Annotated in this window: 15 protein-coding genes; 9 read left to right on the top strand and 6 right to left on the bottom strand. The window is 59.9% G+C overall.

Going from position 1 to position 15,203, the window contains the following annotated elements; genetic code table 11:
• Positions 1–13 precede the first annotated feature (13 nt).
• The gene (locus tag P0111_17825; protein MDF0645890.1) at positions 14–556 is read right to left on the bottom strand and encodes a hypothetical protein; all 543 of its coding nucleotides are present in this window, start codon (positions 554–556) and stop codon (positions 14–16) included.
• 54 nt (positions 557–610) lie between these two features.
• Here P0111_17825 and P0111_17820 point away from each other — a divergent pair, with 54 nt between their 5' ends.
• Entirely contained in the window at positions 611–1,027 is a 417-nt protein-coding gene (locus P0111_17820; protein ID MDF0645889.1) for a DUF423 domain-containing protein, read from the top strand.
• 11 nt (positions 1,028–1,038) lie between these two features.
• On the opposite strand, the gene P0111_17815 is transcribed toward P0111_17820, so the two are convergent.
• Positions 1,039–2,022, bottom strand: coding sequence for a hypothetical protein (locus P0111_17815; protein ID MDF0645888.1), 984 nt, complete (start codon positions 2,020–2,022; stop codon positions 1,039–1,041).
• 38 nt (positions 2,023–2,060) lie between these two features.
• Positions 2,061–2,858, bottom strand: coding sequence for a dienelactone hydrolase family protein (locus tag P0111_17810; GenBank protein ID MDF0645887.1), 798 nt, complete (start codon positions 2,856–2,858; stop codon positions 2,061–2,063).
• A gap of 250 nt (positions 2,859–3,108) precedes the next feature.
• On the opposite strand from P0111_17810, the gene P0111_17805 reads away from it, so the two are divergent.
• The gene (locus tag P0111_17805) at positions 3,109–4,098 is read left to right on the top strand and encodes a Gfo/Idh/MocA family oxidoreductase (protein MDF0645886.1); all 990 of its coding nucleotides are present in this window, start codon (positions 3,109–3,111) and stop codon (positions 4,096–4,098) included.
• A 29-nt stretch (positions 4,099–4,127) separates the two neighbouring features.
• On the opposite strand, the gene P0111_17800 is transcribed toward P0111_17805, so the two are convergent.
• The gene (locus tag P0111_17800) at positions 4,128–4,364 is read right to left on the bottom strand and encodes an Lrp/AsnC ligand binding domain-containing protein (GenBank protein ID MDF0645885.1); all 237 of its coding nucleotides are present in this window, start codon (positions 4,362–4,364) and stop codon (positions 4,128–4,130) included.
• A gap of 22 nt (positions 4,365–4,386) precedes the next feature.
• Positions 4,387–4,941, bottom strand: coding sequence for a hypothetical protein (locus P0111_17795; GenBank protein MDF0645884.1), 555 nt, complete (start codon positions 4,939–4,941; stop codon positions 4,387–4,389).
• Positions 4,942–5,187: 246 nt separating this feature from the next.
• Here P0111_17795 and P0111_17790 point away from each other — a divergent pair, with 246 nt between their 5' ends.
• The 3 genes from P0111_17790 to P0111_17780 all read left to right on the top strand — a co-directional run bounded on the left by P0111_17790 (position 5,188) and on the right by P0111_17780 (position 7,765).
• Positions 5,188–6,717 (top strand): YifB family Mg chelatase-like AAA ATPase, encoded by a 1,530-nt coding sequence (locus P0111_17790; GenBank protein ID MDF0645883.1) that lies wholly within the window; start codon positions 5,188–5,190, stop codon positions 6,715–6,717.
• 9 nt (positions 6,718–6,726) lie between these two features.
• Entirely contained in the window at positions 6,727–6,942 is a 216-nt protein-coding gene (locus P0111_17785; protein ID MDF0645882.1) for a hypothetical protein, read from the top strand.
• Positions 6,943–7,336: 394 nt separating this feature from the next.
• Positions 7,337–7,765 (top strand): hypothetical protein, encoded by a 429-nt coding sequence (locus P0111_17780; protein MDF0645881.1) that lies wholly within the window; start codon positions 7,337–7,339, stop codon positions 7,763–7,765.
• On the opposite strand, the gene clpB is transcribed toward P0111_17780, so the two are convergent.
• Positions 7,752–10,367, bottom strand: a complete 2,616-nt coding sequence (clpB, locus tag P0111_17775; GenBank protein MDF0645880.1) for an ATP-dependent chaperone ClpB — start codon at positions 10,365–10,367, stop codon at positions 7,752–7,754. The genes P0111_17780 and clpB overlap by 14 nt on opposite strands.
• 123 nt (positions 10,368–10,490) lie before the next feature.
• Here clpB and P0111_17770 point away from each other — a divergent pair, with 123 nt between their 5' ends.
• From P0111_17770 to P0111_17755, 4 genes are all read left to right on the top strand, one after another.
• Positions 10,491–11,321, top strand: a complete 831-nt coding sequence (locus P0111_17770) for a hypothetical protein (protein MDF0645879.1) — start codon at positions 10,491–10,493, stop codon at positions 11,319–11,321.
• Between the two features lie 192 nt (positions 11,322–11,513).
• Positions 11,514–12,986 carry an ATP-binding protein gene (locus P0111_17765; GenBank protein ID MDF0645878.1) on the top strand — a complete coding sequence of 491 codons (1,473 nt, stop codon included), beginning with the start codon at positions 11,514–11,516 and terminating at the stop codon, positions 12,984–12,986.
• Positions 12,983–13,756: a hypothetical protein gene (locus P0111_17760; GenBank protein ID MDF0645877.1), complete on the top strand. Its 774-nt coding sequence runs from the start codon at positions 12,983–12,985 to the stop codon at positions 13,754–13,756. Before P0111_17765 ends, P0111_17760 begins: the two co-directional genes overlap by 4 nt.
• A gap of 8 nt (positions 13,757–13,764) precedes the next feature.
• On the top strand, positions 13,765–15,183 hold the full coding sequence (locus P0111_17755; protein MDF0645876.1) for a sigma-54 dependent transcriptional regulator: 1,419 nt from the start codon (positions 13,765–13,767) through the stop codon (positions 15,181–15,183).
• The last annotated feature ends 20 nt before the right edge of the window (positions 15,184–15,203 follow it).

The following is a 15,203-nucleotide window of genomic DNA, read 5'->3' as shown; positions in this document are numbered from 1 at the left end:
CGCGCTGGCGAGCTTACCATTTACCGAGCCAATGGCGGGTTCCGGCGTAGTAGGCGAAGACCGCCACGCCAAGGATCACCACGGCCTGAACGAGATGTTGCATGTGGATGTCCGGTGCAATCCAGCGCGTCAGATAGAGCAAACCGGCAGCCACCACGGTGACGCCCAGCGTCGTGCGTCTAGGACAGGGACGAAGGCGACGTCCTTCGTACGCCAAGATTACCCAGACGACCATCCACCCGAGCGCGCCGATGATCAGGGCTCCGGCCATGTCGGTCAGACTGAGCAACATGCTGTCGGTCAGCAGATTGAAGGTCTTTCGCGTCTTGAGTTCGGGACGGATCCTGCTCCACTCGCCGAAGATGAGCAGAAACCATACGACGAAGACGCCGAGTAAAAAGCCCTCTTTGGACATGCCGTAGTCCGAGCCGCCGCGGGCGCCTCCGCCTGGGGTGCGCGTGCGGCTCTGCATCTGGGGCACGAGGTCATACCCACACTCGCAGGTATAGTTCGTGTCGGGATTGGTCAGCAGGCAGCGTGGGCATTCGATCGGCATGTTCGGACGTACCGTCCTCTGATGGTATCCTGTGTTTTGTAGCTGAAGAAGGGGATGATGTCCATGATTTCAGGGGCTCGGCTGGCGCCGTTCTTGTTTCTCGGAAGTCTTGCCGCCGGACTCGCGGTCGCAGCCGGCGCATTCGGCTCCCATTTGCTGAAAGGCATGTTGGATGCTTCCATGTTGGCCGTCTTCGAAACGGCGGTTCGCTATCAGATGTATCATGCGCTGGGACTCTGTGTGGTGGCCTGGGCCGGCCGGCGAGAGCATGCGAAATATTGTTCCGCCGCGGGCTGGTGTTTCGTCTCGGGGATCATATTGTTCTCAGGGAGCTTGTACGGCATCGCGCTGACCGGCACCCGCTGGCTGGGAGCCCTGACTCCCGTGGGAGGGACGGCTTTTCTCGTCGGGTGGAGCTTGCTGGTCCGGCATGCGTGGCAAGAGATCATGCGGCCCTCCGGAGGAGAGTAGGTCGGCGAGGGTCAGGGTGAACAGCCGGCGGTCCGCTTCCCGCTGATCGAGCCCCAACCCCCTTGGGAATTCACGAAGGTACCCTCCAGACGCTGGGCTTCTTTGGTAAACAGGAGGCTGTCCTCCTGGATTCGTCCGTCGATTTCCCACCGAAGATAGACGGTATCCCCGAGCACGATCGTTTCCGCAAGACCGGCGATGCCTGTTCCGTCCTTTCCTGGCGGAGGAAACAAGAGCGAGTGCTTCTGCTCCTGGTGATGTTGCTGATGATTGTGAATCACCCACTGCCACGTTCCGCAGAGGCGAGTCTGGCCGCGGAGCGTGCGGACCCGTTCCCTCCAGGATTTCAACCGCCACCATTCGGATAGGGCTTGCTGGCTGGCCTCCAAGGCGGTCTGGCCTGCGGCCAATGCCAACTCCGTCCGATCGAAGAGCGGGGAGGCAGCCGGTGATGGGTTCTGGCCAGGGCTCGGGACGGCCGACCACATCCGCGCCAAGGACGGGAACGGGCCGTTGGCCTTCAACCATTCGACCCGTTGAGACGACGGGTCCGGTAGAGCGGGAATCGAATCGCCGGCTTGCTGCATGGACTTGGTGACGTGCTCGGCTAGGTGCCAGACGGCCAGCGCGGCCACGAGTCGCTGCGCAGATTGAGTGATTTCTCCGACCAGCAATTCTTTGGACATTTTGGCCGGGAGGGCTTTGGCGCCGATGGTGGCGGCGGTCTCTGACAGACTAAGGGCGGCGCCGATGGTCGTGACGAAGATCTCCTTCGCCGACTGGTCCGAATCCACCGCCGCCAGCTTGTCGCCATGCGTGTCGATGATTCGTGACCAGTCCGGAAAGCCGGACGGCCGAGAGTCGGTCGCGCCCGCGCCGGTGCTTCCGATCGCGCCGAGCAAACCAAAGGCCGAGCAGATGAAAATCATCACCGCACGGACGACCAGCCGTCCGGTGCAATAGGGCTGGCTCAATGTGTTACACGACAGATCCAAGAGAAATCCGGCTGTCACAGAGCGGAACGGAACCGGTCCTATGTTCCTTGAAAACAGGTCTTGAGAAATGCGGCGGTGGCATTCCAGGCATCAGCGGTTGCTTCGGCGTGATACGTCTCGGGACGTGTCTCATTGCTGAAGGCATGAGCGGCACCGGGATAGGTACGGATCTCCACGCGTTTCCGATGCTCTCGGGCGGCGGCGCTGAGGCGTTCGACGTCCAGTTGCGACACCCACGCATCCCTCTCGCCCTGATGATACAAGACCGGACAATACAAATCTTTTAGTGCCGAATCGGACTGCGGGATCCTCCCGTAGTAGGACACTGCCGCTCTGAGTCGCTTTCTCTGGCACGCGAACCGTAGCGCGAAGGTTCCGCCCATGCCGAATCCCACGACGCCGTGGATGTTCCGCTTGATATAGTCCCGCGTGTTCAGGTATTCGCAACAAGAGTTGATGTCCTGCAGGATCAACGAATCATTCAATTTACCCATAAGAGCATCGGCGACGTCTGCGTTGGCGGTGACTGTCCCTCCCAGGCGGCCGTAGAGGTTCGGAATGATGACGCCGTATCCTTCGCAGGCAAGCCTGGCACCCAGGTCCTTGATTTGAGAGTTCAAACCCCACCATTCGTGGAGCAAGACAATCCCAGGGTAGAGCCCCTTCTCCTGAGGCCAAAACTGGATGCATTCGACATGAACATCCTTGGTCGTCCTGGTGCGGATGTATGGGTCGACCGATGCATCGGTGCTGGTGGGAATGGCCACTCCGCTGGGAAACCGAGAGGTACCGGTTCCGATCTGCTGCAAGGTGAACGGGGCTGAAACTGATGTCATCACGGCGCGCCCTTCTTGTTCAAACTGGTGGTTCCGGAGACCGTCGTGGAGCCAAAAATGTACTATAGGGATCATTCTGCCGGCTTGTCAATCGGCCTCGCCGGAGCAAACTGACTCACGACCCGCCGGAGCGCGGCGGCGGGCATCGGCCTGAGGCATCAGGCCGGGTCGGAGTGCGTATGGTTTGAGCCGACAACGTTGGAATCTCCTGCAATTGATCTTGCTATGCGGCGCGCGTAGAGTCTGATCCATGAGCGCGGGGTCGAGCCAACAGATCGGAATCGGCTTGATTGGCGTGGGACGGCACGGACGCCGATACTTGGATCATCTGGGGAGCGACGTGCCGGACGCCTGTGTCGTAGCGGTCTGTCGGAAACGGACGGATATGCCGGCGACCGGGCCATTGGCCGGCCTTTCCATCTATGCCGATTATCACGAATTGATCGCAGACCCGCTGGTGCAGGCGCTGGTGGTCGTTACGCCGCCTTCGCTGTGTCCCGAGATTTGCCTGGCGGCGGCGGCGGCCGGCAAACCATTGCTCATTGAGAAGCCCCTGGCGACCTCCGGTGCGGAAGCTCGGGCGATGGTGCGAGCGGTGGAGCGGGCCGGCGTCCTACTGATGACTGCTCACACCATGCGGTTCGATCCCACGGTGCTCTCGGCGAAGGGGCAGTTGCAGGCGATCGGCCCTCTTCGGTTGGTCGATCTGGTCAATCATGTGGATTCGGCGGCGAGCCTTGCGTCCCGCTCCTCTGGTGCCCCTGCTCCCGGAGCGCTGCTCGAGATCGGCGTGCACTTGCTGGATCTCGTTCGATTTTTCACCGGGGAGGAAGTGGCCGAAGTACAGTGTCGGCTGGATCGGCCGGATGGCACGGCGGAAGCGGCCGCGCAGGCGGTGTTGCGAACCTCCGCTGGAGTGGTCTGTTCCATCGATGCCGCCCGCGTCGATACGAGACGGGTCGGGACCATGCGATGGGAGGGAACGGAAGGAACCGTAACTGCGGATTGGGTTCAACGGACTGTGACCTGCCGGATCGGAAAGGAGCCTCAGCGCCGGTGGACGGTCGAGGCGTCGCCGACCATCGTCGGCGTCCTGCGCGCCTTCATCCACGCGATCAGGACGAATACGACGCCGCCGGTGACTGGATTGGACGGTTGTCGCGCGGTCGAATTGGCGGACGCCTGCTATCGATCAGCCGCGCTCGGTGGGGCTGCTGTTTCGTTGGAGGAGTCGCCCTGACGCCGTTGCGCCGTCGGCGCGGGACGCGGTTACGTATCGGCCACGATGTGGGTGTCCGTTTCTTCGACACCCTCGATCTGGTGAATTTTCGTGATGACGACATCGGACAAGGCACGTTCGTCGTTGACGCTGATGAACACGAAGATATCCGGTTGTCCGAAACAGGAATGGGCCTGTTCCACGCCGGTCAACCGTTTGAGAGATAGGAGCACGTCCTTGGTTCTCCCGGCTTTCACCTTGATCAAGATATAGGCCTTGGTCGCCATGATCCCCCTCCTTGTGTCGTCGTCATGATCTTCCTCCCGGCATGTCCCGCCGGCGTTCGGCGAACACCTCCTCGATATCCCGTCCTCGATTTTGATATTCGCGACGAGCCTGATCGAACAGTCCCGTCAAAAATTCGAAATCCTGTAATGTGAGGTTGAAGGCGGCGAAGCCGGCGGTCAGCTTCTCCAGATCGGCCGGATCGGCCAAGTGCCGCCGTGCCGCGAGCGCGGCGAGCACCGCCGCAGTCCATCCGGCCTTGACAAAGGCAGCCTCCGCGTTTGCCGCTTGCACCTCTCCGAATTGCATGACCAACGCCCGATGAAAGAATTCGCGCACGGTCGGATCGGTACTTTTCATGAAGACCGATTGGAATTGGATGACGACCCTGATGACGTGGTTAGCTTCCGGCGTGTCCTCGGGGGGCAGGACCCGAGCGTCCTCCAGCGTGGCGAGCAGAGCCATGGCGGCTCCGACATGTTGCGAAGAGGCCGGACGCTGCGCTGAGGCGGACGCAACGGAGAGGACCATCGCGGTGCCGGCGATTCCTGAAAGCAGGAGTCCTGTTCGGATCACCATGGGCGGATTATACAGAAGTCGATGACTTCTGGAACCAGTGGTGTGCCGGCGAGTTGCTCGGTGTCCGGCTCGCCTGCATGAAAACTTCAACGTAATTCATGAGTCTGTCCATCATGCTGTCGAGACGGTGCCGGGAAATGGAAGTATTTCCCTGTAGTTACAAGATGTTATGGTTGCACAGTGTAGCCCTGATTTCTATAATCCTCTCAGTATCGGGCGCGGTCCGAGGAGAGGGTAGACCTGGTCATGTTGGCGAAAGTCCTGAGCGTGGCCCTTGTCGGACTCGACGCGCATCTGATCGAGGTGGAGGTGGATATTGCCGGCGGGCTCCCGCAATTTTCGGTCGTCGGTCTCCCTGACGCGACGGTTCGCGAGAGCCGAGACCGGGTGCGATCCGCCCTCAAGAACACCGGTTTTCACTTTCCGGCCAAGAAGATCACCGTCAATCTGGCGCCGGCTGACGTAAAGAAGGAGGGAGCCGGTTTGGATCTGGCCATCGCCATCGGGATCCTCGTGGCCGAGGAACTCGTACCCGCTGACCGTGTCCTCCACCGTGTACTGGTCGGAGAGCTGTCGCTGGATGGGCACATCAAGCCGGTTCCCGGCGCACTCTCCATCGGGATCGCCTGCGGCCGTGAGTACAGTCTGCTTCTGCCGGCGCGCAACGGCGATGAAGCTGCGATGGTGGAAGGCGTCGTCGTCTATCCGGTTCATACGCTTCCCGAAGCGGTCGGATTTCTGCGCGGGACTCAGTCGATCGAGCCGGTCGTGGCGGATCGGGTCGGGTGTAGCGCGGCTCGACCGGTGGATGACGAGGATTACGGTGATGTCAAAGGGCAGGCCCATGCGAAACGGGCGTTGGAAATTGCGGCAGCCGGGGAACATAATGTGCTGATGGTCGGGCCGCCCGGCTCAGGCAAGACGATGCTGGCGAAGCGGCTGCCGACGATCCTGCCTCTGATGGAGGCGGATGAAGCGATTGAAACCACCCGCATTCACAGCGTCGCTGCCCAACTGCCGGCTGGAAGCCCACTGCTGACCGTTCGACCGTTCAGATCGCCCCATCACAGTATTTCGGACGCAGGGTTGATCGGCGGAGGGGTGATCCCACGTCCGGGCGAAGTATCGCTGGCCCACAACGGCATCCTGTTCCTGGACGAATCACCGGAATTCCGCCGGCCCGTGCTGGACGCCTTGCGTCAGCCGTTGGAGGACGGGCACGTGACCCTGACCAGGGTCAGCGGGTCGTTGCGGTACCCCGCCCGGTTCATGCTGGTCGCGGCCATGAATCCCTGCCCTTGCGGCTACTATGGCGACCGATCGAAAGATTGTCTGTGCACTCCCCAGCAGATCCGGCGATACCGGACCAGACTCTCCGGGCCGCTACAGGATCGGATCGACATTCACATCGAGGTTCCCCCGGTTCCGGTTCGTGAATTTCACGACCGGGGGGCAGAACCCGAATCCTCCTCCGCCATCCGCACCAGGGTGCTCGAGGCGAGGTCCCGGCAATCCGCGCGATATCGTGACGACGGCATCCATACCAATGCCCAGTTGAAGCCGAGGCTGGTGAAGCGGTATTGTGGCCTGGATCATTCGGGACGGGAGCTGCTGGAGCGGGCCATGGTCAGGCTCGGCTTGTCGGCGAGGGCGCATGGCCGGATTCTCCGTGTTGCCCGGACGATTGCGGATCTGGCCGGTTGTGAGCGGATCGACTCCGTGCACGTGGCGGAAGCGGTTCAGTATCGAAGCCTGGATCGTCGCGTGGAGCTTTGATCGACAGTCATGGTATCGGCGCTCAAAGTCTTTCTGTGGTGGTTCCTGATTGGCGCGACGATGGCCTTGGCGGTCATTATGCTGCAAGGGGGCATTCGCGAGGTCATGCAAGCCCAAGGTTCCGTCTGGGAACTGAAACTGGTCGAATTGCTGACAACGATCATGGGCGGCGGGCTCCTCGGAGGCTGCATCGCCCTGATTCTCGATCGGATCAAGAAGTCCTAGCAGGATGTTGAAAAAGTCCTCCAGTTGCGTTCTCGCGTCGCTCAGAGGCTCAACGTACGGCCCAGAGTACGCGTCGCCTCGTCGCTCGCTGCGGCCTTGCTGGAAGGACTTTTTGAACATCCTGCGGGCTATTCCAATTTCATCTGAGATCACGTGCGGGTCGGCGTTTTCGGGTCTCCAAAATGGTTTTTCAACAGCCTGCTATTGTTGCGTTCCGGCAGGTCGTTCGTGGTGAGCCTGTCGGACCATGAACGGAAATCCTTGAATGTGGGCACCCTTCGACCGGCTCAGGGCGAACGGATGATTACCGGACCTTACCGGACACAACACAAGCGAATAGAGTCATCGGACATTCATCGGTCAAGACGAGGGCATGCGAGGGGATGAGGATACTATGATGGATATGGAAATCGGTTCGAATGTGTACCGCAACACGAACGGCACGATTGAGATTGAGGGAATTCCGCAGATTCAAATCGAACTGAAGGAACCGTCCAAAGCCATATCGGTCAGTTTTGCGCTGTTCGATTCCAACGGCAAGATGATCGCCAAATTGGTGGACAGCACGCTGACGTTCAACGAGCGGCGCGCGTATGAACTCGACAGGACAGCGACGCGTTTGACCCTGACTCATTCGGAATCGAAGAACGTCGTACTGCAGATCGATATGAAATCCCCGGATCAGATCGTGTTCAGCAAGGCGGGGTTCCATTCGATCAAGGGACACCTCTTGGAGGTGTCCTCGAAAGAATGGAAGATCGACCGACAGAAGAGCAGCGGAGCCACAGAGGACGTGAACGGCGGCTCCGTCAAGATCGGTTAGCCGACCCTTCCTGTCCCGCCAACGACACGATCACGATCCGGTTGTCTTTGAGATCCACCGCCGCGGTATCGCCGTCCCGCAATTCCCCTTTGACCAGATGCCGCGCGATCGGCGTTTCGATTTCCTGCTGAATCAGCCGTTTGAGAGGGCGGGCTCCGTAGACTGGGTCATAGCCTCGTGTGCCCAACTGTTTCAGAGCCTCCGGCGTGATCGTCAGCGCGATGCGTCGCTCGGCCAACCTCAGCCGTAGGCGCTCCAGTTGAATGTCCACGATCTTCGTGAGCTGATCGGTCTCCAGTGGGTGAAAGACCACGGTTTCGTCCACGCGGTTAAGGAACTCCGGCCGGAAATGCCGCCGCAGCTCGTCCATGACCATGTCGCGCACTTCCTCGTAGGTCGATCGGTTCCGCTGAGCCTCCAGGATCTGCGGACTCCCGATGTTGGAGGTCATGATGAGCACCGTATTCTTGAAGTCGACTGTCCGACCTTGCGAGTCGGTGAGCCGCCCGTCGTCTAAGACCTGAAGGAGCACGTTGAAGACGTCGTGGTGGGCTTTCTCGATCTCGTCGAAGAGAATCACCGAGAACGGACGCCGGCGAACGGCTTCCGTAAGCTGACCCCCCTCTTCGTATCCGACATAACCTGGCGGAGCGCCGATCAACCTGGCGACCGTGTGCTTTTCCATGTATTCCGACATGTCGATACGGATCAGATTCGCCTCGTCGTCGAACAGAGTCGCGGCCAGGGCCCGAGCGAGCTCCGTCTTGCCGACCCCGGTCGGACCGAGGAATAAGAATGAGCCGATGGGCCGATTCGGATCCTTGATGCCGGAGCGCGCGCGCAGCACGGCGTCGGCTACGGCCCGGACCGCCTCATCCTGTCCGACGACGCGCTGATGGAGCAGCTCTTCGAGCTTCAACAGCTTTTCCATCTCGCCTTCGATGAGCCTGGATACTGGAATGCCGGTCCAACGGCTGACGATCGCCGCAATGTCGTCCTCGTCGACTTCTTCCTTCAGTAGGCGACTTTCGCCCTGCTTCTTACCGAGCTGTTGCTGTTCGATGGCCAGCTCTCGTTCGAGCCGCGGCAGTTCACCATAGCGCAATTCGGCGACTCGATTGAGATCGTAGGCCCGCTCGGCCTTTTCGATGGCGAGCTTGACCGCTTCGATGGCTTCTCTGGTTTTTCGCAGACGCGAGACCGAGGCCTTTTCCGAATCCCATCTGGTTTTCAAGGCCTGAAGGTCTCGTTGTTTCTCCTGGAGTTCCTGTTCCAGCGTCGCCAGGCGGGCCTGACTGGCCTGATCCTTTTCCCTTCGCAATGCCTCCCGTTCGATCTCCAACTGAAGAACCTTCCGGGACACTTCATCCAGTTCGGCCGGTAGACTGTCGATTTCCGTCCGTAGACGGGCGGCCGCCTCATCGACGAGATCGATAGCCTTGTCGGGAAGGAAACGATCCGCGATATAGCGATGCGAGAGCTTGGACGCCGCGACCAGCGCGGCGTCCTTGATCCGGACGCCGTGGTGCACTTCGTACCGCTCTTTCAATCCGCGAAGAATGGAGATGGTGTCCTCAACGGTAGGCTGATCGACGAGCACGGTCTGAAAACGGCGCTCCAACGCGGCGTCTTTCTCGATGTGCTTGCGGTACTCATCCAATGTCGTGGCGCCGATCAAATGAAGCTCGCCGCGGGCCAACATCGGTTTCAGCAGGTTGGCGGCGTCCATCGCGCCTTCCGCCGCTCCCGCGCCGACGACCGTGTGGAGTTCGTCGATGAACAGCAGCACTTGTCCCTGCGACGCCTGAATCTCCTTGAGGACCGCTTTGAGGCGCTCTTCAAATTCGCCGCGGAACTTGGCGCCGGCTACGAGGGCGCCCATATCGAGGACGACGACCCGTTTGTGCTTGAGTCCCTCGGGGACGTCGCCTTTCACGATGCGGATGGCCAACCCTTCGACGATGGCGGTTTTGCCGACGCCGGGTTCCCCGATCAATACCGGATTGTTCTTGGTACGACGAGAGAGGATCTGGATGACCCGGCGGATTTCTTCGTCTCGTCCGATGACGGGGTCCAATTTGCCCTGCGCAGCCAGCTTGGTCAGGTCTCGGCCATACTTTTCAAGTGACTGATAGGTGCCTTCGGGATCCTGGCTCGTGACACGTTGGTTGCCCCGCACCTGCTGGAGCGCGCTCAGCAATCGTTCTCGCGAGAGGCCCAGTTTCTTGAGGACGCCGCCCTCCTGCACCATGGCCAACAGCACATGCTCGACGCTGAGGTAATCGTCCTTCAGCGCCCGTTGCTCGTCTTCGGCCTTGGTCAAGACCTGATTGAGCCGAGGCGTGATGTGCAACTGCCCTGGGCCGCCGCTCGCTCCCTGAACCTGAGGCGTCTTCAAGAGCGCCTGCTCGCCTGCCTGCTTCACGGCTTGCACGGAGACGCCGGCCTGTTCGCACAGGGTGGGGACGATGCCGCCGTCTTGGTCCAGCAAGGCCAGCAACAGGTGCTCGACGTCCATTCCCTGGTGATTCCGCCTCATGGCCTGGGAGGATGCAGATTGCAGAGCTTCCTGGAGCTTGATCGTGGAGCGATTCATATCCATACAGGTGGTCTCCGGTGTGCAACTGTCTTCGTAGATCACATAATCATGCGGTCATCCAAGTCAATGCCTTGAGACGGCGCCTCCGCTTGACCCGTCGACCTCGGCCTCGCTATTGTCACCTTCATGGCTGAACTGGTGACCGTGACCGTCGATCTCTACCGGCAGGCTCTCCGAAGGACCTGGCAATCGCTCGTCCGAGGGTGGATCATCATGGTGGCTTTGATCGGGTTCATGGTGATCTTGGCGGTGACCACACAGCTGGCGGGACCGCTGGGAGTGGCCGGCGGGTTTCTCCTTGGAGCGGTCAATGCCCTGCTCGTGGGCGCCGTTCTCAGTTTGATCGAGCAATCCATCTCCTACGGTCGCACTTTGACGCTGCAGGATGTACTCGACAGTTTCGGCCGGTACTTCTGGGATGTCATCGGGGTTGGATTTGTCCTGTGGCTGCCCCTATTGGCGCTGGAGATGGGAACCCAAACCAATCCGTACGGCCCGTTTTTTTCCTATGCGGTACTGCTGCTGCTGTTCCTTCTGCTGAATCCCGCTCCCGAGGTGATCTATCAAGTTCATCATGATTCTCCACTCGATGTCATGAAGACTTCATATGAGTTCGTCCTGGAGAATTGGATGGAATGGTTCCTGCCCATTGCCGTGCTCCTGCTGCCGATCGTGCTGTCGCCCGCCGGCGTTCGGGAGGTCTTTTCCCTGTCGAGTCGTGCGGGGAGGGGAGCGGGGTTGGATTTTTTTCAGCTTCTCGTGCTTCCGTTCATGATCCTGGGCGGATGGCTCGACTATCTCGGGATGCCCTCGGCGATGAGTTGGTATCTGATGTTGCTACTGACGCCCCCTGCGGCGGTCGGTATGTTGCTCTTTCGTGGCCACCTTTTTGCTTTATTATCCGGCTCCTCCCGTCGTCAACGGCGTTTCGCTTCCCAGCATTACCGGGGCGAGTAAGTTTCACCGGCATCGGGACGGCCTCACGACGAGGAGCCGCCTTGCTCTCCGGTGATCGGGCTTCCTCCAGCCGCTCCCGGCAAGGGCCGAGTTTTTCTATTTTGCCTTGAGATGCACGACTAGATAGTGTATGGAATTGCCTACACCTGATTCATTTTCCTTCTCTCTCGCTGGTACGTAAGGACAACCCTCGTGCATCTATCGATCTTCTGGCGGATTGTGCTGACCTCCCTGCTCATCATCGTAGTGATGGGAGGGGTGAATCTCTACGCCCTGTTCCAGCTCCGCCAGCTCTCTGCCCTGAGTACCAGGATGGCCGGCCACCATTACCCGGCGATCGAGGCCGCAAAGCGCTTGCTGACGCTGGCCTATGTCCAAGTCAACAGCGAGAAAAAGTACCTCGCCGTGCGTGACGATACATTTCTCAAACATCTAGACGAGGAGGTCGAAGAGTTTCGTCGAGGCATGACGGCCCTAGCTGCCCAGGAACTTTCTCTGGAAGGGCTGCAACTCTTGGAGCATGTCCAACGGCTTCAGCAGGAACGCTTGGGCATGTTGAACGTCGAACTGGAACAGCCCGTGAAGGGCAAGGGAGGTGCGTCTCCCGACTATGAAAGCCGTCGAGATCTGGTGATGGACCAGATGACGACGACCCTCCAACATTACGTTGATTTTCACGAATCCGGTATCAGCGCGGGGGTCCGGCGCTCCCGCGAAAGTTCGGCGCAGGCGGAGGCCGTCACGGAACAATTGGTCTTGCTGGCCCTATTGTTCGGCATCGGGCTCGCCGGCATCGCCAGCTATACGATTCTACGGCCGTTGCGCCAACTCCAAAGTCACATCAAGCAGATCGGGCGGGGGAATTTTCGGGAGTCGTTGAACATTCGCGCCCCCAGCGAACTCCGCAGCTTGGTGGACACGGTGAATTGGATGGGAGGCAAGCTTCAAGAACTCGACGATATGAAGGGGGAGTTTCTCGCCCACGTGTCCCACGAGCTCAGGACGCCTATGGCCTCGATCCAGGAAGGCACGCATCTGCTCCTGGACGAGATTCCCGGACCGCTCCAACCGGAACAGCGCACAACCTTACGGATCATGGCCGACAGCAGCCGTCGGCTGATCCACTTGATTTCGACCATTCTCGATCTCTCCAAGATGGACGCCGGCATGATGGAATACCGCATCGTCTCTTCGGATCTGCGGCGGATCGCCGACATCTCCGTGAACAAGATTCGATTGCTTGCTGATGCCAAGCACGTTCAGCTGGTCGTGGAGTCCCCCGCACAGCGGGTCTGGGTGAAGGCGGACGCCATTCGTATTGAGCAGGTCCTCGACAATCTGCTATCAAATGCCTTGAAGTTCAGTCCGGAAGGAGGCATTGTTAAGATTCACATGCGACCGGACATGAAGGCCGGGGTCCTGGAGGTTTCAGTATCCGACGTGGGTCCCGGCGTCCCTCCCGACGAATTGCCGCACATCTTCGAGCGATTCTACCAGGGACGTCAAAAAGGCAGGCAAGTGCTTCCCGGGAGCGGCCTGGGCCTGGCCCTCGCCAAGAAGGTGGTTGAGGCGCACGGAGGACGGATTTGGATCGAAAGCGAGTTGAAGAAGGGAACGACTGTACGGTTTATCCTACGTCTGACCAAGCGCGCAGGGGTCGCATGAGGACCCTGAAGCTCGGGGCGATCGGCTGCCTGATTCTGTCCGGCTGCGCCTCCTGGGCTCCGGAGCCGTCACGGACGCAACCCTACTTTACGGTCGATCCGGCGGATGCGAAAACCATCCATGCCTTGGCCAAGAAGCAGGACGCGGTGATCACAAGGTGCGCTGAACATAATACGTGTGACCATGCCTATTTCGCCCGCGCGCTGATGAGCCTGTACGAGAGTCACGACGCGGCGGTGAAAAACTTCGAGAAAGTGATTGCAGCCGCCCCTCGCAGTCAATTGGCCTCGTCGAGCCGGCTATGGTTGCAGTTGTTGCAGCAATATCCCACGCCCAACGATCGCTCTTGGTTCTCGTCCGTCGTGGGGGCCCCTGCGGTGTCCGAGGGACAAGTTGTCCTGGGCCAGGCATCCGATCGGCTGGTGCGGGACTTGCTTGATCGAGAACTGGTCATTCAGCAATTGCGGGCGACCCGGGATGCCGACGCGCAGGTGCTGGAACAATTGCAGCGGGACCTGGCCGATCGTGACCGGAAAGCCGATGCGCTGATCGGTAACAAGAAGGAATCGCAAAAAGCGCCGGTCGAGAGTGGAACGATCCAATCATTGCAGAAGCAATTGGCCGAGCGGGAGAAGAAGATCGACGAACTGTACAATCAACTCGAGGCTCTCAAACGCATCGATCAGGAAACGCGAGAGAAAATTCGGCCGATTCGTCCACCCTCAACGGTGGCGCCGCTGCCGACCCCTGAACCGACGACACCCCAGTAAAGGACACCATGGAACAGGAACACATTCTCGTAGTGGATGATGAAGAAGGCCTGCTGCAGCTAGTCAAAATGCGACTGCAGGCGATGGGATTCGCCGTGACGGCCTGCACAACCGGACGCGAAGCCGTCTCGGCGGCTAAAATCAATCGATTCGACCTGGCAATCACCGACCTCCGATTGGGTGGGGAAGACGGCCTGGACGTCACCGAAGAACTCCTGCGCATTCATCCGGGGCTTCCCGTCATCATTCTGACTGCGCACGGCAGCATTCCCAACGCGGTTGAAGCCGTCCAGCGCGGCGCCTTCGGGTATCTGACCAAGCCCTTTGACGACAAGGAGCTGAAGGTCAAGATCGAAGAAGGGCTGTCGCCACAGCGCATGAGCCGTGAAATCCAGCGGTTGAAATCGCTCGTCAACGAACTCTATGGGATGGAGAACGTCGTGGCCCGCAGCCCGGCCATGCAACGGCTGCTGCAGCAGGTCGTCCAGGTTGCGGATTCCGACGCGACGATGCTCCTGTTCGGCGAAACCGGCACGGGCAAGGAAGTGTTCGCACGTGTGACGCATGCCAATAGCCGGCGGAGCAAGGGGCCGTTCGTCGCGCTGAACTGCGCGGCGATTCCCGAGACGCTGTTCGAATCCGAGCTGTTCGGGCACGTCAAGGGCGCGTTCACGAGCGCGCATGGTTCCAAGAAGGGCCTCTTCCAGAGCGCGCACGGCGGCACCCTGTTCCTGGATGAAATCGCGGAGATGCCGCTCTCGATGCAGGTCAAGCTGCTGCGCGCCGTTCAGGAGCGGGAGGTGCGAGAAGTCGGCGCCGAGCACGCCACCAAGGTGGACGTGCGGATCATCGCCGCCACGAACAAGGATCTGGACGAAGCCGTCAAGAACGGGACGTTTCGCAACGATCTCTACTACCGAATTTCCGTGGTTCCCTTGTTCATTCCGCCGCTTCGGGATCGGCGGGAAGATATTCCCATCATGGCCCAGCAGTTTCTCGCCGTAAGCACCAAACGCGCCAATAAGGACATGCGGGGATTTACGCCGGCCGCCCTGCATCGCTTGGTCACCAATCTCTGGCCCGGGAACGTGCGTGAACTGGAGAACGCGATCGAAAAGGCCGTCGTCATGGCACGACAGGACATGATTACGCCGGACCTGCTGCCTTCAACAGGCAGCGCGCCGGATGCTCAATTGAAGCCGCTGACCGAAGCCAAAGAGGAGTTTGAAAAGACCTATCTCAAGAACGTGCTGCAGTTGACGGGAGGGAATATCTCGCGGGCCGCACAGTTCGCCGGTCGTTACCGCGCGGATTTCTACAAGATGCTCAAGAAATATGGGCTCCACCCGTCGATGACGAAAGGTAAGGCGGCTGCGGAAGTCGAGGAATTGGACGAGGAGAGTGACCTCACCGAGGCCGAACGCTAACCTCCAGATTCTCACACGGC

This window comes from Nitrospira sp. (genome assembly GCA_029194535.1).
Classification (GTDB): Bacteria; Nitrospirota; Nitrospiria; order Nitrospirales; family Nitrospiraceae; genus Nitrospira_C.
The sequence above is the reverse complement of the archived record's forward strand: the minus strand, read 5'-3'. Positions and strand labels throughout refer to the sequence as shown.

Bases quoted from the DNA above. Each gene is read 5' to 3' on its own strand.
- P0111_17795 (MDF0645884.1), bottom strand. From the start codon at position 4,941: ATGGTGATCCGAACAGGACTCCTGCTTTCAGGAATCGCCGGCACCGCG.
- P0111_17800 (MDF0645885.1), bottom strand. From the start codon at position 4,364: ATGGCGACCAAGGCCTATATCTTGATCAAGGTGAAAGCCGGGAGAACC.
- P0111_17770 (MDF0645879.1), top strand. From the start codon at position 10,491: ATGGCTGAACTGGTGACCGTGACCGTCGATCTCTACCGGCAGGCTCTC.
- P0111_17785 (MDF0645882.1), top strand. From the start codon at position 6,727: ATGGTATCGGCGCTCAAAGTCTTTCTGTGGTGGTTCCTGATTGGCGCG.
- P0111_17755 (MDF0645876.1), top strand. From the start codon at position 13,765: ATGGAACAGGAACACATTCTCGTAGTGGATGATGAAGAAGGCCTGCTG.
- P0111_17810 (MDF0645887.1), bottom strand. From the start codon at position 2,858: ATGACATCAGTTTCAGCCCCGTTCACCTTGCAGCAGATCGGAACCGGT.
- P0111_17805 (MDF0645886.1), top strand. From the start codon at position 3,109: ATGAGCGCGGGGTCGAGCCAACAGATCGGAATCGGCTTGATTGGCGTG.
- P0111_17820 (MDF0645889.1), top strand. From the start codon at position 611: ATGATGTCCATGATTTCAGGGGCTCGGCTGGCGCCGTTCTTGTTTCTC.
- P0111_17790 (MDF0645883.1), top strand. From the start codon at position 5,188: ATGTTGGCGAAAGTCCTGAGCGTGGCCCTTGTCGGACTCGACGCGCAT.
- P0111_17760 (MDF0645877.1), top strand. From the start codon at position 12,983: ATGAGGACCCTGAAGCTCGGGGCGATCGGCTGCCTGATTCTGTCCGGC.
- P0111_17780 (MDF0645881.1), top strand. From the start codon at position 7,337: ATGATGGATATGGAAATCGGTTCGAATGTGTACCGCAACACGAACGGC.
- P0111_17825 (MDF0645890.1), bottom strand. From the start codon at position 556: ATGCCGATCGAATGCCCACGCTGCCTGCTGACCAATCCCGACACGAAC.
- clpB (MDF0645880.1), bottom strand. From the start codon at position 10,367: ATGGATATGAATCGCTCCACGATCAAGCTCCAGGAAGCTCTGCAATCT.